Here is a 20,650-nt window from a genome sequence, read left to right on the forward strand (position 1 = left end):
TTTTACCTGTCTACTTGACGGGAAGCAGTTCATAGAATCGGCTGCCTTTTGTATATGTATTTAAAAGTAAGAGGTTAAGACATTGAAAATAGATAGTAACATCTACACTATCGAGCCCTCAATATCACAATGTCTCAGCCCCGTACTTTTTATCACTGAAATGCTGTGAGATCTTTCATACACTTCATAGCTTATTTGAAACTGAATGTGTCGATTGTTTCCCATTTGTCAGCTTCATTATTATATTTCAATAATGTCAACTCACTAATTGTTTCTTCGTAATCAATACCAGCCAGTTTAACTTGTCCAAAGATATCTTCGAATTCTTGGCTTGTTAAACCTTGAGCAATTGTAAAATGCGGAACAAATGAATGTTCTGGTTGGCCGTAAAAATCACCATTATTGAAGCGATTATCTAATTCTTCTAATTCAGGTGTTTTTTCAACTTTAAAATAAATCACATTATTTACAGGTGCGAAATTTGATGCTTTCGTCGCATGAATGTGAAGTGGCGCAATGCCTTCGATACGTGATTGAATATCTTCTTTCACGCTGTCAAAATCATTATCTTCAACCTCAAATGAATCTTTGATTGTAATATGAGGTGGGATTTGCGCATAGCGTTCATCATAACGTTTACGATATGCATCAATTTTTTCACGGAATGTTTTTGATGGAATTAATGCTAACCCTAAAATCATTTGAATTCCTCCTTAGATTGAACTATATGGCCATTATAGCAAACATTCTATGAAATCGTTACCAAAAACTGTGACTTTACAGAATTTACTGAATGGTTTACTCTGCTAAAAAGTATAAAAGTAAGGGTTCCATCAGCTTTCTCCAGTACTTCCAACGATGTCCCCCATCAAATTCTTCATAATAATGTGTGACATTAAACTTCTCTAACAAGTCTTTTAATTCACGATTTGGTGTTAAGAAATCCGCACGTTCACCTGTAGTCGGCAACGCAAAGTCAATTTCTTCTTTACCAACCGCTTGCCATATATCTAACTGATCAATAAACTGACAACGATTTGCGAGTAAATCGACGACTTCATTAAACATCGGACTGAACATACCGACTTGATTAAATAAGCGCGGATATGAAAGTGCCGTCATTAACGCGATTGATCCTGCTAAACTGTCACCTAACAACACACGTCCATTCGCCACTTTAAATGTCGGAAATGTTTTATCGATATACGGTAACAACTCTTGTCCCATTGCTTTGACAGTTAAAGGTGCACGGCTGCCATTCGGTGAAAATTCTTCTCTCCGCTTATCCACGGTTTCATAATGGAAACCAATGAAAATGGCGCGTTCTACTTGTTCATCTTCTCTTAAGCGTTCATAGACGCGATGAATTTGTCCGAAACGAAAGAAGTCTAAACCATCAAAACAAAACACTAATTTATATTTAAATAATGGTGAATAATTTTTAGGTAAGTAGATAGATAACGTAATATCACGTTCTAAAATGTCACTATGAAATTGTGTTTGAGTCACAACACCTGGTTCTAGTTCACTCACATTACTCTCTCCTTATTGTTAAATTTAACTCTAGTTTAACAATTTTTATGCGCATTGGGTAATAAGCTAGATATTAACTAGCTTTATTGTGCCATTCCGATTAATCCTATAAGTATTTATTTGTAAAGTTTAATGTTTATTTTCATTAAAAGTGTTGCACGGAACTTTTATTCAAAGTATAATTGAAAAAAATCAATGTCACTGATGCATGTCGAAACACATACAGTAGCGGAACATAATGCGCTTATTTTTTTAGGGGTAAAATGTAAGCGTTTTCTTTTTCGCTTTATTAAGGGGGAAATCATTATGCTAGAAAGTTTTGTAGCTTGGTTTAATGAAATTGTGTGGAGTAAACCGCTTGTTTATGGTCTATTGATTACGGGGATTTTATTTTCTTTGATGATGAAATTCTTTCAAGTCAGGCATTTTAAAGAGATGATTCGTTTAATGTTCCACGGTGAAAAATCACCGACTGGAATCTCAAGTTTCCAAGCGATTGCACTCTCTTTAGCTGGACGTGTCGGTACGGGGAATATCGTCGGCGTTTCTACAGCTATCTTTATTGGGGGTCCAGGTGCAGTCTTTTGGATGTGGGTAACCGCATTTTTAGGTGCCAGCAGTGCATTTATCGAATCAACATTAGGTCAAATCTTCAAACGTGAAGAAAAAGGTGAATATCGAGGCGGTCCCGCCTACTACATTGAATATGGGATTAAAGGACGTCTAGGTAAAATTTACGGTTTAGTCTTTGCGATTGTAACGGTTATCTCAGTAGGCTTATTATTACCTGGGGTACAATCTAACGCAATCGCAAGTTCAATGAACAACGCGTTCCAAATTCCAAACTGGATTGTTGCAGTTACAATTGCGGTCATTTTAGGTCTGATTATTTTCGGCGGTGTTAAATGGATCGCTAATGTTGCGACAGCAGTCGTACCATTCATGGCTATTCTTTATATTTTAATGGCAGTCTTTATTATTATCATCAATATCCAAGCCGTACCTGCTTTATTTGGATTAATCTTTAAATCAGCATTCGGTATGCAAGCAGCGTTTGGTGGTATCTTCGGTGCCATGATTGAAATCGGTGTAAAGCGTGGTTTGTATTCAAACGAAGCTGGACAAGGGACAGGACCACACGCCGCTTCTGCAGCTGAAGTCTCTCACCCAGCCAAACAAGGTTTAGTTCAATCATTCTCAGTATATGTCGATACATTATTCGTATGTACAGCAACAGCATTAATCATCTTAATTTCAGGCACATATAATACAACAAACGGCGATTTAAAGCCAGGTGGTATTCCGGAATTAATCAAAGATAATGGTATCTATGTTCAAAACGCTGACGGTACGAAAGATTACTCAGGTACAGCAATGTACGCACAAGCAGGTATCGATAAAGCCTTACAAGGCGGCAGCTATCACTTTGATCCTGCTTTCTCTGGTATCGGTTCATACTTTATTGCGATTGCATTATTCTTCTTCGCTTTCACAACAATACTCGCATATTACTACATCGCAGAGACAAATATTGCGTATATGACAAGAAACAGTTCAGTCTTTACGACAAAAATTTGGTTCACAGTTGCACGTTTTGCGTTAATTTTCGCAGCTTTCTATGGTTCAATTAAAACAGCTGATGTTGCTTGGAGTATGGGTGACTTAGGTGTAGGTATGATGGCATGGCTTAATATTATTGCGATTTGGATACTCCATCGTCCTGCGGTTGACGCTTTAAAAGATTACGAGTTCCAAATGAAACAAAAAGGTTCTGGTAACTTCGCGATTTACAAACCAGATCCGAACAAATTGCCAACTGCGACATTCTGGCTTGAAGACTATCCGAAACGTTTAAAGGATGCACATTTCAATGAAGATGAAGCAGTTGCCAAAGAAAAAGGTGCTAAAAATAAAAAGCTCCCACCACAAAATAACTTGGAAGAAGTTTAAAATGAGATAGACATAAACAATTGAAATAGATTAAAAAGAGGAAGCGTATAACGTTTCCTCTTTTGTATTTCATAGAAATAATCATAAATTTTCTCAGGAAATAATCTACATTTCTACAGGAATATGACTTTTTCAATAACTTAATTTAGTCTATAATGGTTTATAAGTCTATTTCTTTAGGAGGACATCATCAATGCTAAATAAGGTGTGGTTCCGAACGGGAATCATGTTATTGATATTATTTCTATTAATCAGATTGATTATGGAAGTACATGTTATCTTTAAACCGCTGATTATCATTATTCAATCAGTCATTTTACCATTTATCTTAAGCGGTTTTTTATTTTATGTCTTTTTACCGCTTCAAAAGTTTTTAGAAAAACGCAAAGTTCCGCGTTGGGGCAGTATTTCGATTATCTTTGTGATTTTAATCGGCTTAACTGCAACTGCAATTACAGTCGTTGCGCCACTCATCGCTAACCAAATTAACGGGTTGATTAAACAAGCACCGCAACTTCAAAAAGAAGTTCAAGGAATCATACAATATACACTAGAACAAATGGATAAACTTCCTAATGATGTAACAGATCGCATCAATAAAGTTGTAAAATCATTCGGAGATAATGTGACAAATATCCTATCTAATTCGATTGCGATTGTCTCTCAAATTATCTCTACACTATTCTTACTGATTATGGTGCCATTCTTCTTAATTTACATGTTGAAAGACCACGAGAAGTTCATTCCTTCAGTGGCTAAATTATTCAATGGTGACCGCAAAGTATTTGTAACTAACTTATTAAAAGATGTGAACTATACATTACAATCATACATTCAAGGCCAAGTCACAGTGAGTGTGATTTTAGGAATTATTCTTTACATTGGTTATACAATTATCGGTTTAGAATATACACTTTTACTTGTGTTATTCGCTGGTGTCGCAAACATGATTCCATTCTTAGGACCGTGGATGTCCTTCTTACCTGCCGCAATCATCGGAATTATTCAAAGTCCGACAGCATTTATTTGGGTCTGTGTGGTAACACTCGTTGCCCAACAATTAGAAGGTAATGTCATTACACCGAATGTTATGGGTAAATCACTTAACATTCACCCGCTTACGATTATCATTGTTATCTTAGCGGCTGGTAACCTAGGCGGATTTGTTTTAATTTTAGTTGCGGTTCCATTATACGCAGTGATTAAAACAGTCGTCCGTAATATCTTTGTTTACCGTCAAGATATTATGCGGAAAGCACAAAGTGAAGTTAAAGATTAACGAGTATTATAAAAGCGTTCAACTCTCTAAAATGAAGTTGAACGCTTTTTACATTGATAAGACTTATTTACTTTTAGGTTATGCTTGATTCGTGCGCATCGCTTTTCTGCCTTTCAACGGCATATTTCTAAGCGATAACATCATCACGAGTGAAATCATATAAAGACAGGCAAGGAAAATCATTGTTGTACTCATACCGTAATGATCCATAAGATACCCTATCGCAATCGGTGATAAGCCACCTAATGCACGTCCAATATTGAAGACGACATTATTCGCTGTACTACGAATATGTGTTGGATAGTAACTACTGATAACTGCTCCATAGCCTGCGAACATACCGTTAACGAAGAAGCCGACAAAGGCCCCACCGATCAGTAATGCGACTGCACTTTGCGCAAAGACATAAATAAAGACAGATGCAGCTGATGCGATAAGGAAAATCGTATAAGAAAGTTTGGCACCGAAGCGATCTAATATTTGTCCGAACGCAAACATACCTAAACTCATACCGACAATCGTACTGATGGTCCAAAGTGATGAGTTAGAAACACTTAAGCCATGTTGTTTTTGAAGAATTGACGGCAACCAGTTCATTAAACCAAAATACCCAGCAACTTGTACACTCGACATAATCGTTAATGCGATTGTCGTATGTGCCATATGTTTCGTGTTAAATAATAAACCGATTGGCGATTGATTTTTCTTTTCTAACGTACGATTTGCTTTTGCTTGTTTCCATGATTCTGTTTCATCTAAATTACGACGAATGTAGAATGCTAAAATCACAGGTACCACACCGATTAAAAAGAGCGCGCGCCAACCGAGATGCGGTAAAATTGCGGCAGCTAACAGCGCAGCAATCAATGCGCCGACTTGACCTCCGATTGCGACTACTGAAGAAACACGGCCTAGACGTTGTTTCTTAAACACTTCAGCCACTAACGCCATCCCGATACCGAATTCTCCACCGCCGCCCATACCGGCAATGAATCTTAAAATATAGACCATATAAATATTAGAAGAGACTGAAAGTAATGCGGTTGCTATCGCAAAAATAAATATCGTGTATGTAAAGATACGAATACGACCATACTTGTCTGCAAGCACGCCAAAAATAATACCTCCGAACAACATACCGAAGTTCGTAATCGAAGCAATTAAACCGGCTTCTGCAGAACTGATATGGAACTCATTAATAATACTTGATAGCGCAAAGGCTAAAAACATAATGTCCATATTCTCTAGCCCGAATCCAAGCATTGAAGAAGCTAGAATTTTATTTGAATACGACTTGTCTTGTTGATGAATCTTTTCTGTCATCCTTGTCCACCCACTTTTGATTTTATTCCCGTAACTATCATACACTTCATTTAAAGAATTGAATAGCCGAATTAAAAAAATAGCCCACTATTTTAGTCTTGGACTATCATAGTGGGCTATGCTGAGTTTGATTATTTAATTACGTGGAAACCAGCGTCAACATGGATGTTTTCGCCTGTTACACCGCTTGATAAATCACTTAATAAGAAAGCAGCTGTTTTGCCGACTTCTTCTTTATCAACATTACGTTTTAATGGTGCACGTTCTTCAACTTCTTTTAAGATTGTGTTAAAGCCGCCAACACCTTTCGCACTTAATGTACGAATTGGACCTGCAGAAACAGCATTAACACGGATATTGTCTTGACCTAAGTCTAATGCTAAGTAACGCACGTTTGCTTCTAAGCTGGCTTTCGCAACACCCATTACGTTGTAGTTAGGTACTGCGTATTCTCCGCCTAAGTAAGTTGTAGTAACAATGCTGCCGCCTTCAGGCATTAATTTTTTCGCTTCTCTTGAAACGATTGTTAATGAATAAGAACTGATGTCTTGCGCAAGTAAGAAACCTTCTCTTGAAGTTTCTGAGAAACGACCACGTAAGTCTTCAACATTCGCAAATGCGATAGAATGGAAGACACCATCAATTTGGCCTACATCTTCACCGATTTTTTTGAATCCATCGATTACTTCGTCATCACTTTGAACATCAATTTGGTACGTAAGATGTTCTTTTTGATTTAATTGATCAACAAGTTTATCTAATTCTTTCTTACTACGTTCTTTACGGTATGTAAAGACTAGTTTTGCTCCTAATTCATCTAAAGCTTGGGCTACCCCGAAAGCAATACTGCGTTTATTCGCAATTCCCATAATAACGTATGTTTTTCCTTCTAAACTAAACATGAAAACGCTCCTTTTACTCAATTAATGATTCAAATTTTGATTATTAGTATTATAACATTTTTTGTTCTAATAGACTTGTTTCAACCATTATCTATGGTATGCATCGTAGAAATAAAAAACGAAAGCCTAACATCTCATTAGACTTTCGTTTTAAGTTTAAATTGAACCGAGTGAATAATATTCTAAATCACGTTTCAATTCATCTACATATTCTTTCGAACCTGTCACAATCAAGCGGTCACCGTAACGTAACATCGTATCACCATGCGGTACAATCGATTCATTATCACGTACAATACGTACGAAGATAATATCGCCGTCGAATGGGAAGTTACGTAATTGAATGTTGTCGAATTTATAGTTAAGCATTTTAATTTCATATAATGATGTTTCAACGTTGCTTAATAAGTTCAACATGTTCGGTGTTTCAATTAAACCTGTCAGCAAGATCTTATTACTTAAGAAACTACTGAAGATTTCAACACCTGATTGACGTAATTCAGCTTCAGTTTCTCCGCCCTCTTCAAAGCGGCAGATGACACGGTTTACTCCGTGTTCTTTAGCCATTTGTGCGACTTTATAGTTTAATTCATCTTCGTTGGTTGAACACACTATAATATCACTATCAAAGAGTCCAAGCTTTTCAAGTATCGCTTCATCATAATCTGCAATTTCAACAGTAGTAATATCATTTGATAAATTACGCTTATCACTTAAATCTTTACGATAATATAACGTAATCGCGTATAAATCAGACATCAAGTTCTGAGCTATCGGAATCGTTAATTGGTTCTTACCAATCAGACTGACGTTAATACGACGTGTCGCTTCTGTCGGCATTGGGAATGTCTTCTTAAAGACAATCGGAACAAATACACACGTAATGACAGCACTCAGGATTAAGATCCCAGAGATTTCTGGTGTAATCGTATGAAGTTGTTCAGCGATTTTAGCTGCTGCGATTACTAACGATAACGTAGATGTCAGTAAAAAGGCAGAAGACAATGTGGTTTTTTGATCAAACCAAGGTCTTATCGCGTATACAGGAATAATCTTAGATACTAAGAATGCGATGATCAGCACTGGAATAATAATTAAAATTGATGGTTCTTTAATCAGTGAAGGGATATTTAAATCCACACCGACCATAATGAAGAAGATCGGGATAAAGAAACCATAACCAAATGAGTCCAGTTTTTCTACCATATCTTCATCAGGACCAAGCAGTGATACAATTACACCTGCTAAGAAGGCACCTAAGATATTCTCAGCACCTACACCTTCTGCTAATGCCACTAATAAGATGATCAACGCAAAAACTGCACGAATACCGATTTGTGTTGTTCCATCCATCAATTTTTGAAGGAATTGTGCTTTTTTGAAAATTCCGCCAAGGAAATAGAAAATAATGGTAAAGACAATTAAAATCGAAATCAACCATAATGTGCCGCCGCCTTTAGCGTTAATTGCACCATATACAGTTAATAAAATCATCGTAACTAAGTCAGCTAATACAGCCGTTAACAAGATAAACTGTCCGATGGTTGTGCGCATGATATTCATTTCTTTAAGTGTTGGTACTACCACACCTAATGAAATTGTAGAAATGATGATGATCATTAATAAGACATCATCAATCAAGCCAAACCATTTAAATGCATACGCTAAAATGATTGAAACAATCATAATCAGCGAGAATACAAATAATGATAATTGTAAATGACCCGGTGCTTTCTTCTTGTTTTTATTTTTAGCTTTTTCAGGCTCATTTTTATCGCTTTTGAACGCATTGAAATCAATTTCCAAACCGCTTAAAAACATTAAGAAAATAAAACCTAGTGTTGATAAAATATTCAAGATGTTGTCGCGTTCGACTAAATGGAAACCGGATTGTCCGATGATTAATCCCATTAAAATTTCCGCCACAACGACAGGTAGAAAATTGATATTAAGTCTGTTGACAATAATCGGCGTTAAAAACGCAGCCATGACAACAATGACGAGTGATACAAATTCCATGTGTCCCTCCTTATGTGAGATATGACATAAATGATGTAGCTAATCCGAAGTAAATTAACATACTGATAATATCGTTGATTGTTGTGATAAATGGACCACTAGCTACAGCAGGGTCGATTTTCAATTTCGTCATTATCAATGGAATGATTGAACCCATCATTGTACCGACTGTCATCGCAATCGTTAAACTGCCACCTACAATCAGTGCTAATAACGGTGTACCATATAAAATTACAATAATGGTAAAGAGTACGGTTGCACAGACTAAACCAGAGACAAAGCCAGAACCCGCTTCTTTAAGCGTCACTTTGAACTTGCTTTGATTTTCAATCTCGCCAGTCGTGATATTACGTACAGACACCGCTAGGGACTGTGTCCCTGAGTTACCTGACATCCCGCTGATAATGGGAATAAAGGCCGCAAGTAATGCGACTTTTTCTAATGTTTCCTCGAATGACCCTAATATAGTTGCAGTTATCATACCTAAAAACGTCAAAATGAGCAACCAAGGCAGACGTTTTTTAGCTGTTTTAAAAATTGAATCGTCTGTTGAATCAATATCAGAGACACCGGCTAAACCAGAGTAGTCTTCTAATGCCTCTTCATCGATAACATCGACGATATCATCGATTGTGATTATACCCAGTAAATGGTCTTGATAATCTACAACCGGCATGGCGATGAAGTCATAGTCACGCATTCTTTGCGCAACGTCTTCTTGGTCATCTGCCACATTAACACTGACCACACGATTACTCATAATATCTTCAATATAAGCATCGTTTTCTGCGACAATCAAATCACGCAGAGATAAGACACCTACGAGATGTTTATCATCATCTACTGCAAAGATAACGTAAATCGTCTCAGCATCAGGTGCTTGTTCTTTAACCAGCATCAATGCTTCTTTAACAGGTGTAGTTGTCTTTAAAGAAATATACTCCGTCGTCATGATACCGCCGGCAGTATCTTCTTCATAATGCAGCAAGGCTTTGATTTCTTTCGCATCTTGCTGATCCATTAACGCTAATAAAGTAGCGACTTTACTTTTAGTCAAATGACTCATAATATCTACGGCGTTGTCATAAGACATGTCTTCTAAAATATGTGCCGCATAACTTGCTTTCATTTGTTCAAAGAGTTCATCGTACTCGTCATCATCTAACTCGAGTTGGTCGAAGAAACTCGCGACTTCTTTCGGTGATAAGAGATGATACATTTTTTGTCTGATTTCATCATCACTATCTTCGAAGAACTCACTTTGTTCATACGTATGCATGGATAAGAATTCTTCTCTAAATGCATCAATATCATTATCTATTAAGAGCTGATCTAATAAATCTTTGTTATAGACTTCTGGCTCATCTACAAATTTATCATCTTCTTTTGCCAATTTGGCCTCCTCCTTACTTCTTAACTCTCTCTACAAAGCTGTTGAAAAAGGTCCTCAAGTGCTTTTTGCCTTACGCTATCCTTTAAAACTACCGATTTATGTGTCATAGGGTGTATAAATTTTAAATCCGTACATACAAGCGCTTGTCCTTGTATGGATGGGTGTGTGCCGCCGTATAAACTGTCTCCGACAAGTGGATGGTCTATATATTGAAAATGCACACGAATTTGATGGGTTCGTCCAGTATGCAGTTGTACACGGCTTAATGTAAAACGGTCACACGCTGAAAGGGTTTGGTAACTGGTTTTCGCATACTTGCCTGTTTCATTGACCTGACGTTCAATAATACTGTCAGATTTTCGTGCGATTGGCGCAATAATATCGCCTTCTCCAGATAATAATCCAAAACAAATACATTGATATATTTTCTCCATTTTTACGTCAGACATTCTGTGATGAAAATGTCCATGTTTAGAAAACAATACGATACCCTGTGTATTACGGTCTAGTCGTGTCACAATATGCGGCACGATAACCGTTTGACTACTATCTGGGTTTAAATATGCCAAAACTTGTTCAATCAAACTTTCATGCGGATGTTCTCTAGACGGCGCACAATTTTGATGTGCAGATTTTGAAACGGCTAAATAATAATCATCTTCATATAAAACTTCTAACGGTGCATGATAATAGATTAAATTCTGACTTGGTCTCTCCTCAGGCAGCACAACTTCTAACGTATCGCCTTCTGTCATTTGTTTTCGCACAGTTACAGGTTGCTTATTTACAAGTAAAGCGCCATTTTGTTTAATGGCACTTATCATTTTCTTTGAATAAAATTGTTCTTGTAAAAAAGTCTTTAATAAAACCGGTGTTTCAATGTCATAGTGAAATTTCATTCGTCTCTGCCGTCAGAAATAAATGAATCGTGGACGCGTTTCCAGAATGGAAATGGTCTGAAACGTGCAAATCGTACACGCTGTTTAGCTACACGATATTCAATACTTTCTACATTGTGATGTTTCGTTGTAACGTGGTCGATAGATGTCATAATCACGCGTTGATCGACTGGTGTAATCAGACAATAATGATGTTCTGGCATAACAATCGGTGAACCGACTGTACGGAACACACGGTTATTGATGGATGCAATTTCAGTCAATTGAATTGCGCGCAACGAAGGATGAATCAAAGCACCGCCAAGTGCTTTGTTGTAGGCAGTTGATCCTGAAGGAGTGGAAATACATAAACCGTCTCCTCTAAATCTTTCAAAGTGTTGTCCACGTAAATTAACATCTGCTACAAGTGTTGTATTATCTTCAGTTTTCATCGTTGCTTCATTCAGTGCGATATGATGTGAAGGTTCTTTGTCATCGTTGTAGTTCACAATAATATCGATTAAAGGATACTGAATGACTTCGTAATCTCCATCTGCAATTTCTTCTATTAATTTATCTACTTCATGCGGCAGCCAATCTGCATAAAATCCTAAATGCCCTGTATGTACACCGACAAATGCAGTTTCATTCACACGATGACAATATTGATGGAAGGCTTCTAATAAAGTTCCATCCCCGCCGACAGAAATAACAATTTCAGGTTCGTCGGCATCTTTAATCATATTGTTCGCTTCCATTTGTGCTTCCATATTTTCTTTGATGCTGTTTGATTTGTGGTCCCCTTTAGACACGATATAATAACGCATAAAGCACCTCACTCTTGATTATGTTTTTTCGCACGTTTTTTAGAATAGTAACGTTGTGCTTCTTGTATTTCGTCTTTGATCTCAGACATCTCTTCATCTAGTGAAAAGGCAGCTTCTGCCGCATTTTCTAAGCGTTTTTGAATTTCAGGAGGATAGTCTCCATCGTATTTATAACGTAAAGTATGCTCAATAGTCGCCCAAAAATTCATCGCTAGCGTTCTGATTTGAATTTCAGCTAATATCGAACGTTGCCCATCCAACGTTTCAATCGGATACTGAATAATCACATGATATGAACGGTAGCCGCTTTCTTTTGTATTGTTGATATAATCTCTTTCTTCAACAACTTTAAAGTCTCTGCGTTGTCTAAGCAGATTAACGACAACGGGTATATCATCCACAAACTGACACATAATACGTAAACCAGCGATGTCATACATTTCTTCATGCAGATGATCAAATGATATATCGCGCTCAGTCGCTTTTTCAATAATACTTGTTAACGGCTTCACACGTCCGGTTACAAATTCGATTGGCGACGCATCGGCTTCTAAATCATAAATTTTACGCAAACCTCTTAATTTTACTTTAAGTTCTTCAACTGCTTGTCTATAAGGTGCTAAAAATCGATCCCATTGATTCATTGCGATTCACTCCGCTTCACTCTAACTCAAACGTTTTTTCGACTTCCGCCACAAAATCCTTACCATAGTTTGAGTTCCCTTTGATATTACTTAAGATATAATCTAACTCTTGGTCAAATTGTTCTAATTTTAAATCGTCATTTACATAAATTGCTTTCCCCTTATTTTCATGAAGCATAGACCAAGTCTCTTGCACAAAGATAAGATAGGAATAGGATTGTCCATCATCAAGGATATGAGCAAACCCGTAATTGTCACTATCAACGAGCATTTGCCCTGCTTCAGTCAACCCTTCTGTCGATTTATCTGTATAGCAATAAATGCCATCATCTTTCACTTTTATTTCGTTCACATAAATACGCATAACCTAAATCCTCCTTGTGTTATTCCTACTTATTTTAACATATGTACATCACTCATTACACAACCTAAATGCTTTGTATCACGAAGCCTATAAATTGAAATACTTTCAAATAGTTTTCAAATCGTCCATAATATATAGTCACAGAGGTGAACTGATGACTATTAATCAAGAAATCGAATATAAGCAACTACTGACTCATAATCAATACGAAGCATTAAGAAATAGATATTTTAATACATTAAAACCTTTTACGCAAAAAAATCATTATATTGATACACCGGATTTCGCTTTAGCTGAACACTTGATGGCACTCAGAATTCGTGAAATTGATGACACGTATGAAATGACATTAAAAGTACCTGCTAAAGTAGGTTTAACTGAATATAATCACATGACTGAAGTCGTGCCAAAACAAGACATGCATCTTACACCTGACAAACTGCCAGATCCGATTCATTCTGTCTTACAAGAAACAGGTATAGATGTTACACAACTTTATGTATTAGGGGCATTAACGACCCACCGCATGGAGACAGAGATTGATGAAGGTCTCCTTGTACTAGATCATAGCGAATACCTTGGTACTGAGGATTTCGAGCTTGAATTTGAAGTGGAACAACCCGAAGAAGGTTTGAAGAAGTTTCAAGAAATCTTACAAGATTTCAATATTCAATCGTATATTCCTAAAAATAAAGTCGCTCGCTTTTTTGAAGTAAAAAACAAATAATCATTAAGCACAATTCGGTAGCACTCAGTCAAAAGTCGTATTACTTTTAATTGTAAAAATTCATGTTATATTAGATATATATTAAAGAAACAGGGTGAGAAAATGGCTTTGACACCTTACGAAGTAATAGGCCAAGAACGTCTATATCACATGATAGATTACTTTTATTCTCTTGTTGAACAAGATGAAAGAATCAACCACCTCTTCCCTGGTGATTTTGCGGAAACCAGTCGAAAACAAAAACAATTTTTAACGCAGTTTCTAGGAGGCCCAGCACTTTATACTGAAGAACATGGCCATCCGATGTTAAAAATGAGACATATGGATTTTCGCATAACAACCTTTGAACGAGATGCTTGGTTAGAAAATATGAATAAAGCGATTCAACATGCAGAGCTGCCTGCGGGTGTTGATGAATACCTATATGAAAGATTGCGATTGACCGCAAATCATATGGTTAATTCTGAAAATTAATTGTAGGTGAATGAGATGTCTGAAGAGTTAAAGTTAATATGTAATCATAGACAAGATGAAATGAACCTTTCACCTGTGAGCAAGATAGAAATTTATTCTTTCTTCGATCCGTTTGATGAAGATTGTTTTAAACTATCCGCAATACTATCTAAATTAAGAGTTGAATATAAACAATATATCCGTATTCGTCATATATTAAACCCATCCTTACGCATACTGACGAAGTGCCAAGCTCAAAGTAGTTCTGAAAACGATAATATCGCATTGGCATATAAAGCTGCTGAACTTCAAGGGCGTGCACGTGCAGAACGTTTTATTCATTTAATGCAAAATGAAATTATACCGAAACGTGATATTATCACTGAAAATATGATTGAAGCGTCTGCGAAGAATGCAGGTTTGGATTATGACGTATTCAAAGAAGATTTAAAGAGTGGAAAGCTCACTGAAAGTCTGAAAGTCGACTTGCATATTGCGAGAGAAATGGAAGTCGATCAAGCACCTTCTCTTGTCTTTTTCAATGAAGATGTAACCGAAGAAGGTTTAAAAGTCGAAGGCTTATATCCTTACCACATTTATACTTATATCATTAATGAATTAATGGGCACACCTATAGAAAAGGAATTACCGCCTAAACTTGAAACGTATATTCAAGAACAGCAATTCGTTACACTAGAAGAGTTACTAACAATCTATGAATGGCCGAAAAAATTGCTGCAAAAAGAATTGAAAAAACTAGCTTTACAACAAAAAATTGAAAAATTAAGCAGTCCAGAAGGAGAATTCTGGAAAGCTAAATAATAGCTCGAGTGGAACACTTGTCATTGCGACAAGTGTTTTTTTATTTTATTTAAACCCGCACAACCCAATCATATTCAATTGTTTTCATTTAATAAAATTATCAATTATTCTTATCACAAACTAGAAACCGATAGTAATATCAAATACTTAAAAACCACTCTATTTTTAAATTCTTTTATGTTATATTAAAAATGAGATATTTCACAAATCAATTTTATTGAATGGAGGAATAGCAATTGAATATAGCAAAAACATTTTTCAAAACTGCTTCCATGTTGCTGCTTGCAGCCATCATGGTCATCAGCGGTGCATTGTCATACGTCACACAACAAGCAACTACCGCAAATGCTTCATCCGATTCACTTAAAATTAAAGTTGATAACACCGATGTTCCGGGTCAAGCAAAACAAGAAGCGAAACAACACTTCTCAAGTTATGCACAAGCCCTTTCTCAAATTGATCGTTCCGGTAATAACGGAGAATTCAAACTCGGTCACTCCTTTAAAATCTACAAATTCAATGGCCAAGAGGATGGCAACTTCTACTACCCTGTTATGCAAGGCGACACAATTAAGTATATCCTCACTGTAACGCCTAAGAGTGAAAATGACGTACACACAAATAAAAATAATGCCAACTATAGTGTGCGTATTTCAAAATTCATCTCTGACGAATTAAATCAATATCGCCAAAACAATACCCCTATTACAATATTCACAAATAAAGACGGTTACTACATTGAACATGACAAACGTTTAGATCTAGTCATGCAAACAAAATTACCAGATGATAAAACAAAACCGTCAACACCTGCAGTTCCGAATTTAGAATTAAAACAAACCGTTAATGCGACACAAACAGAAGCTACACACAGCAGTGTTGCGACTAAATATGTCAACTTACTACCTAACTTCCAAATTCGTGAACAACAAGGCAACAATGGCTGGTGTGCAGGTTATACAATGGCTGCATTATTAAACGCTACAAAAAACACAAGCCAATATAGAGCACAAGACGTTATGCATCAAATCCACCCTGGACTATCTGGTCAAGCATTCCAATTCACTGGTTTGACTGCAGATGAAATGATTCAATACGGCCGTGCTCAAGGTAAAAATACATCTTATTATAATGGAATGCCAAGTTTTAATATGGTAGACCAATATACTAAGGACAATAAGGGTATAGCAATACTAGGAAAACAAATTGAAGCGACTCAAGGTATGCATGCTGGACACGCAATGGCAGTTGTAGGTAACGCAGTTACTGCAGATAACCAACAAGTCATTGTATTCTGGAATCCTTGGGATCGTGATTATTCATTACAACCAGCAGACAGTAACGTGATTCCTGTGTCTAATGGTGACCATTACCACTGGTACGGTTCTGTTGTTGGTTTCTAAAAGGACGGATAGCTAATATGGAAACAACTAGTATTAATGTGAAATATCTCAACTCGTTATCTGATTCAGAAGAAACGCTGTTAAATCATTTCCAAGGAGAGTGGCTAAGTCAAGACGATACCCTCTCTTTAGATATACGTATACTTTATTCAATCCCAAGCACTTTAGAAGATGTTTATGAAATTAAATCTATCAGTACAACAGATGACGAAATCGCCTTAACGCCGACATCTGACTCAGATTTTGTCATTTGTTTAAAGAAAAAAGATTTACAACACGTCAGCTATCAAGTGATCAATGCTGATCGTATGGGCAGTTCTCAGCCTTACATTTTAGAAAAAGGTTAATCCTTATCTAAAATACATCTCTCTACACCTATCGCGCAATAAACAAGGCGCCGGCAGTTTCATGGTAACCCCTACCATGACTGCCGGCGCTTTTCTATATGTATCTATAAAACTTTAAAATTCACTTTATTAAATTTAAGCATAAAAAAACGCCGTGTCTGAATACACGGCGCTAAACAAAGGGGATGGGAGAAATTTTTCACTTCAAACAAAGGGGTATGTTTGTTATGTGATTAATTTCATGGTCATAATATACCACGTGCCAAACCCTATTTCAAGGCGCTTAACCCATGAAAACGTTTTTGTCACAAACTTGTCATATTATAAACGATTTCACAAACTTTACGCTTTAATTAGTTTTTCAAATTCATCTAATTTTTGTTCAAACATTTTACATGCTTGTTCGATTGGTTCTGGTGTTGTCATATCTACACCTGCATTTTTTAAGATTTCAATCGGATAATTAGAGCTTCCTTTTTTCAAGAATTCATTGATATAACGATCTACTGCAGGTTTACCTTCATTTAAGATTTGATAACTTAAACTTTGTGCTGCACTGTAACCTGTTGCATATTGATAAACATAATAATTCATATAGAAGTGCGGAATACGTGACCATTCTTTACTGATATCTTCATCAGTTTCTACAATATCACCGAAGTATTCACGATTTAATTTCGCATATTCTTCATTCATGCGATTTGCAGTTAGTGGTTCCCCTGCTTCTTCAATTTGGTGAATTTTATGCTCGAACTCTGCGAACATTGTTTGACGGAATAATGTCGCACGGAAACGTTCTAATTCTTGGTTTAATAAGAGCAATCTGCGCTCATCATCTAAATTTTTCTCCATATAATCACTCAACAATGCTTCGTTTGTTGTAGAAGCAACTTCTGCGACGAAGATTGAGTAATCACTATGATTAGATGGTTGGAATTTTCTGCTGAAGTAGCTATGCGTTGAGTGACCAAACTCATGAATCAATGTAAATAAGTCTGAGACTGTATCTGACCAGTTTAATAAGATGAATGGGTTTGTTAAATGTGCACCTGAAGAATAACCGCCTGAGCGTTTACCTTTGTTTTCATATACATCGACCCAACGATTATTTAAACCTTCTTTAACGACATCTAAATATTCATCACCCATTGGTTCTAAAGCTTTTAACATCCATTCCACAGCTTCATCATAAGGCATTTCAAATTTGATATCTTTCACTAATGGTGTATAGAGGTCATACATTTTCATATCTTCTAAACCTAAAACATCTTTACGTAATTGAGTGTAACGATGTAATAATGGCAGATATTTGTGTACAGTTTTAACTAAGTTATCATAAACTGCTTCAGGAATATGGTTGTTGCTTAAAGCTTTTTCACGAGCAGTTTTATAATTGTGTGTACGCGCATTGAACACATGTTTTTTCACTTCACCTGTTAATGTCGCTGCTAAAGTATTGTTGTAAGCACCATAAGCTTTGTATAAGTTTCTGAATGCTGAACGACGAAGTTCACGATCATCAGATTCTAAATATTTAATAAACGTACCTTGAGTTAATGGGTGTTTATTACCATCTTTATCTACCGCATCTTCAAATTCTAAATCTGCGTTACTGAACATACCATATACGTTAGATGGTGTTGATAAAGCATCTTGCGCTTCTGTTAATAATTTTTCTTTATCTGCACTTAAGACATGCGGACGTTCTTCATTGATTAATTTTAAATCAAAGGCATAACGTTCTAAGTCTTTATTTTCATCGATGAATTTTTGAATTGTCTCTTCATCAATTTGTAAGATTTCAGGTACTAAGAAACTCCAGCTTGAGCTTAATTTAATCGCAAGTTGATGCGCACGAGCTTCATAGCCAGTATATTTATCGTTGCCTGTATCTTGGTCTTGTTTTAAGTGTGCATAGACATAGACCTTTTCAAGTTCAGTTTCAATTTTATCTTCTAAAGCTAATGCTTCATATAGCGTTTCAGCGCTGTCCCCTAAGTGCCCTTTGAATTTCTCTTCAGCACCTAAATAGCCTTCTACTTCTTTAAACGCTGCTTCAAATGCTTCATCGCTTTCAAAGATTGTTGTTAGATCCCAAGTATACTCAGGATATTTTTGTTCTTGTTGCTCTCTTGTTAATTGTTGACTCATAAAAAAAGCCTCCTCTAATGCTAGTATCAATACTTAGATTTTCTCATTATTTCGTTTATTTTGCACGTCATTACGTCTATTGACTGATAATAGAATAGACCCACAAATTTAAATTTGATTCCTTTTCACAATATAATTAGTTTATTTCCGAGGAAATAGAAAACTGTTTTATACTAGGTAGTCAATAGTCATGGTTTTAACACAAAAAATAACGCAATTATTCCTATAACATTAAGTAAACCATACAAAATCAAGAATACAGTAGGAATCCTATGTTTTTATAAACTATGATAGTAGAAGCAGTCACATTTTTTGTGTGCTAATATTTTACGTTAAATCTAAAAAAAGAAGTTGAGCAACCTTTGCTGCTTAACCTCTAAATTTTATCCCACTTGATTTTTTGACAGACAAACCATAAAAATACGATTAAAGTTATTACTTAACAATGCTGTAAATATAGCGAAATTTATTTACATCCATTATATTAACTCAAATACGAGCGGTTAATTATGATGATATTTTAAAATAACACTAAATATAATAGATAATATGACAACAGAAATTCCAATAACAGAGAAATTGAACAGGTTCGCAGGTTTCAAAATACAAGAAAAAACAAAAGTACCCAACGGCATAAATAGTAGTGCAACTGAAAATATAATACCAAAAACTCTCCCTAAAAATTTTTCATCAACATTTCTTTGAGTATAAGAAAAAATTTGTATATTAAACATTGTTAAAAATAAATTAAATGATAATGGAATCAGTATAACAACTAAATAATTTGATAGAATTTCGTATATTATTGGACCAATACTTAATGAAACTCCTGCAACATCTAATAAAATCATCATTTTCTGTAATGATATATCTATTTTGGTTATACTGATTATTAAAGCGCCAATAATTCCTCCTATGGCTTCAGCTGTTAAGAATGAACCATATATATCGATAGCAAATTCAGGAAACATTTGGTTGCTATATGGTAATAATAAATTATAAGCTGCAAGAAAGAAGTTCACGAGTGCAGAAAGGATAACAATTAAGAAAATCTCTTTATGATTCAATAAATATTTAAATCCTGAAGTTAAATCTTTAATCACTATTGAAAACGAAAAACTATTGTTCGCCTTACTTATCTCTGAAATCGGAGAAATAAAAAGTATTATGAAAGCAGAAATAAGAAATGACAATCCATCTAAAATAAGCGAACCATTTACTCCTATATACTTATATAAAAATACAGCTATAATAGGTATTGTTATTTTTACAAGAGTATTACCTGTTTCCATGTAAGAATTTAACTTTGAGATATTATTTTTCGTAACAATCTCCTTAGTAAAAGCTTTATATGTGGGACCTGAAAATGAATCTAATAGAGATATCAAGATATTTACAATCACTATTGCATACACAAGCCACCTTTCATTGCTCACAAAAGAAATAATAATACAGAATAATCCACTTAGTATATCTGTGATAATGATAATTTTTTTCGTCTAAATTGATCTGCTATGACACCACCAAAAAGATTAAAAATAACAGCAATTAAGTTTTCGGTTATCTGATATAGTCCTACAAGTTTGAGTGAATTTGGACTGATATCCGACAAAAAAGAGTTGTTGGTAAAATCAA

19 protein-coding genes are annotated in these 20,650 nt (G+C 35.7%); 7 read left to right on the forward strand and 12 right to left on the reverse strand.

Annotated features, from left to right (window positions below; translation table 11 throughout):
- Positions 1 to 191: 191 nt before the first annotated feature.
- Complete coding sequence (locus tag HMPREF3270_RS00125; RefSeq protein WP_002480414.1) at positions 192 to 701, reverse strand: YjcG family protein; 510 nt, start codon at positions 699 to 701, stop codon at positions 192 to 194.
- Positions 702 to 798: 97 nt separating this feature from the next.
- Positions 799 to 1,533, reverse strand: coding sequence for an esterase family protein (locus tag HMPREF3270_RS00130; RefSeq protein ID WP_002480413.1), 735 nt, complete (start codon positions 1,531 to 1,533; stop codon positions 799 to 801).
- Positions 1,534 to 1,839: 306 nt separating this feature from the next.
- Here HMPREF3270_RS00130 and HMPREF3270_RS00135 point away from each other — a divergent pair, with 306 nt between their 5' ends.
- Together HMPREF3270_RS00135 and cozEa are read left to right on the forward strand one after the other, a co-directional pair.
- Positions 1,840 to 3,483: an alanine/glycine:cation symporter family protein gene (locus HMPREF3270_RS00135; RefSeq protein ID WP_002480412.1), complete on the forward strand. Its 1,644-nt coding sequence runs from the start codon at positions 1,840 to 1,842 to the stop codon at positions 3,481 to 3,483.
- Positions 3,484 to 3,676: 193 nt separating this feature from the next.
- A complete protein-coding gene (gene cozEa / locus HMPREF3270_RS00140; RefSeq protein WP_070848253.1) occupies positions 3,677 to 4,762 on the forward strand; it encodes a lipoteichoic acid biosynthesis protein CozEa in 1,086 nt (361 codons plus the stop codon).
- A 78-nt stretch (positions 4,763 to 4,840) separates the two neighbouring features.
- On the opposite strand, the gene HMPREF3270_RS00145 is transcribed toward cozEa, so the two are convergent.
- From HMPREF3270_RS00145 to HMPREF3270_RS00180, 8 genes are all read right to left on the reverse strand, one after another.
- A complete protein-coding gene (locus HMPREF3270_RS00145) occupies positions 4,841 to 6,085 on the reverse strand; it encodes an MFS transporter (protein ID WP_070848252.1) in 1,245 nt (414 codons plus the stop codon).
- A gap of 131 nt (positions 6,086 to 6,216) precedes the next feature.
- Entirely contained in the window at positions 6,217 to 6,987 is a 771-nt protein-coding gene (gene fabI / locus HMPREF3270_RS00150) for an enoyl-ACP reductase FabI (protein WP_002480409.1), read from the reverse strand.
- Positions 6,988 to 7,143: 156 nt separating this feature from the next.
- Complete coding sequence (locus tag HMPREF3270_RS00155) at positions 7,144 to 9,006, reverse strand: monovalent cation:proton antiporter family protein (RefSeq protein ID WP_070848251.1); 1,863 nt, start codon at positions 9,004 to 9,006, stop codon at positions 7,144 to 7,146.
- Positions 9,007 to 9,016: 10 nt separating this feature from the next.
- The gene (gene mgtE, locus HMPREF3270_RS00160; protein ID WP_002480407.1) at positions 9,017 to 10,399 is read right to left on the reverse strand and encodes a magnesium transporter; all 1,383 of its coding nucleotides are present in this window, start codon (positions 10,397 to 10,399) and stop codon (positions 9,017 to 9,019) included.
- A gap of 20 nt (positions 10,400 to 10,419) precedes the next feature.
- Positions 10,420 to 11,298: an RluA family pseudouridine synthase gene (locus tag HMPREF3270_RS00165; protein ID WP_070848250.1), complete on the reverse strand. Its 879-nt coding sequence runs from the start codon at positions 11,296 to 11,298 to the stop codon at positions 10,420 to 10,422.
- Positions 11,295 to 12,104, reverse strand: coding sequence for an NAD kinase (locus tag HMPREF3270_RS00170; RefSeq protein WP_002480405.1), 810 nt, complete (start codon positions 12,102 to 12,104; stop codon positions 11,295 to 11,297). Before HMPREF3270_RS00170 ends, HMPREF3270_RS00165 begins: the two co-directional genes overlap by 4 nt.
- A gap of 8 nt (positions 12,105 to 12,112) precedes the next feature.
- Positions 12,113 to 12,748, reverse strand: coding sequence for a GTP diphosphokinase (locus HMPREF3270_RS00175; RefSeq protein WP_002480404.1), 636 nt, complete (start codon positions 12,746 to 12,748; stop codon positions 12,113 to 12,115).
- A gap of 16 nt (positions 12,749 to 12,764) precedes the next feature.
- Positions 12,765 to 13,112: a UPF0738 family protein gene (locus tag HMPREF3270_RS00180; protein WP_002480403.1), complete on the reverse strand. Its 348-nt coding sequence runs from the start codon at positions 13,110 to 13,112 to the stop codon at positions 12,765 to 12,767.
- 154 nt (positions 13,113 to 13,266) lie between these two features.
- Here HMPREF3270_RS00180 and HMPREF3270_RS00185 point away from each other — a divergent pair, with 154 nt between their 5' ends.
- The 5 genes from HMPREF3270_RS00185 (at position 13,267) to HMPREF3270_RS00205 (ending at position 16,864) form a co-directional block, all read left to right on the forward strand.
- On the forward strand, positions 13,267 to 13,839 hold the full coding sequence (locus HMPREF3270_RS00185) for a CYTH domain-containing protein (protein WP_060803850.1): 573 nt from the start codon (positions 13,267 to 13,269) through the stop codon (positions 13,837 to 13,839).
- A 102-nt stretch (positions 13,840 to 13,941) separates the two neighbouring features.
- A complete protein-coding gene (locus HMPREF3270_RS00190; protein WP_002480401.1) occupies positions 13,942 to 14,313 on the forward strand; it encodes a truncated hemoglobin YjbI in 372 nt (123 codons plus the stop codon).
- A 15-nt stretch (positions 14,314 to 14,328) separates the two neighbouring features.
- On the forward strand, positions 14,329 to 15,114 hold the full coding sequence (gene yjbH / locus HMPREF3270_RS00195; protein ID WP_060803849.1) for a protease adaptor protein YjbH: 786 nt from the start codon (positions 14,329 to 14,331) through the stop codon (positions 15,112 to 15,114).
- A gap of 236 nt (positions 15,115 to 15,350) precedes the next feature.
- Positions 15,351 to 16,517, forward strand: a complete 1,167-nt coding sequence (locus HMPREF3270_RS00200; RefSeq protein ID WP_083326802.1) for a C47 family peptidase — start codon at positions 15,351 to 15,353, stop codon at positions 16,515 to 16,517.
- Positions 16,518 to 16,534: 17 nt separating this feature from the next.
- A complete protein-coding gene (locus HMPREF3270_RS00205) occupies positions 16,535 to 16,864 on the forward strand; it encodes a hypothetical protein (RefSeq protein WP_002481954.1) in 330 nt (109 codons plus the stop codon).
- Positions 16,865 to 17,206: 342 nt separating this feature from the next.
- On the opposite strand, the gene pepF is transcribed toward HMPREF3270_RS00205, so the two are convergent.
- Together pepF and HMPREF3270_RS00215 are read right to left on the reverse strand one after the other, a co-directional pair.
- The gene (gene pepF, locus HMPREF3270_RS00210) at positions 17,207 to 19,015 is read right to left on the reverse strand and encodes an oligoendopeptidase F (protein WP_023015808.1); all 1,809 of its coding nucleotides are present in this window, start codon (positions 19,013 to 19,015) and stop codon (positions 17,207 to 17,209) included.
- Positions 19,016 to 19,518: 503 nt separating this feature from the next.
- Positions 19,519 to 20,451: an MFS transporter gene (locus tag HMPREF3270_RS00215; protein WP_256324313.1), complete on the reverse strand. Its 933-nt coding sequence runs from the start codon at positions 20,449 to 20,451 to the stop codon at positions 19,519 to 19,521.
- Positions 20,452 to 20,650: the final 199 nt, after the last annotated feature.

This window comes from Staphylococcus sp. HMSC65H10, assembly GCF_001839185.1.
Classification (GTDB): domain Bacteria; phylum Bacillota; class Bacilli; order Staphylococcales; family Staphylococcaceae; genus Staphylococcus; species Staphylococcus simulans.

Coding starts and splice junctions, on each gene's coding strand:
- HMPREF3270_RS00125 (WP_002480414.1), bottom strand. CDS start 701: ATGATTTTAGGGTTAGCATTAATTCCATCAAAAACATTCCGTGAAAAA.
- HMPREF3270_RS00135 (WP_002480412.1), top strand. CDS start 1,840: ATGCTAGAAAGTTTTGTAGCTTGGTTTAATGAAATTGTGTGGAGTAAA.
- cozEa (WP_070848253.1), top strand. CDS start 3,677: ATGCTAAATAAGGTGTGGTTCCGAACGGGAATCATGTTATTGATATTA.
- HMPREF3270_RS00145 (WP_070848252.1), bottom strand. CDS start 6,085: ATGACAGAAAAGATTCATCAACAAGACAAGTCGTATTCAAATAAAATT.
- fabI (WP_002480409.1), bottom strand. CDS start 6,987: ATGTTTAGTTTAGAAGGAAAAACATACGTTATTATGGGAATTGCGAAT.
- HMPREF3270_RS00155 (WP_070848251.1), bottom strand. CDS start 9,006: ATGGAATTTGTATCACTCGTCATTGTTGTCATGGCTGCGTTTTTAACG.
- HMPREF3270_RS00165 (WP_070848250.1), bottom strand. CDS start 11,298: ATGAAATTTCACTATGACATTGAAACACCGGTTTTATTAAAGACTTTT.
- HMPREF3270_RS00170 (WP_002480405.1), bottom strand. CDS start 12,104: ATGCGTTATTATATCGTGTCTAAAGGGGACCACAAATCAAACAGCATC.
- HMPREF3270_RS00175 (WP_002480404.1), bottom strand. CDS start 12,748: ATGAATCAATGGGATCGATTTTTAGCACCTTATAGACAAGCAGTTGAA.
- HMPREF3270_RS00180 (WP_002480403.1), bottom strand. CDS start 13,112: ATGCGTATTTATGTGAACGAAATAAAAGTGAAAGATGATGGCATTTAT.
- HMPREF3270_RS00185 (WP_060803850.1), top strand. CDS start 13,267: ATGACTATTAATCAAGAAATCGAATATAAGCAACTACTGACTCATAAT.
- HMPREF3270_RS00190 (WP_002480401.1), top strand. CDS start 13,942: ATGGCTTTGACACCTTACGAAGTAATAGGCCAAGAACGTCTATATCAC.
- yjbH (WP_060803849.1), top strand. CDS start 14,329: ATGTCTGAAGAGTTAAAGTTAATATGTAATCATAGACAAGATGAAATG.
- HMPREF3270_RS00205 (WP_002481954.1), top strand. CDS start 16,535: ATGGAAACAACTAGTATTAATGTGAAATATCTCAACTCGTTATCTGAT.
- pepF (WP_023015808.1), bottom strand. CDS start 19,015: ATGAGTCAACAATTAACAAGAGAGCAACAAGAACAAAAATATCCTGAG.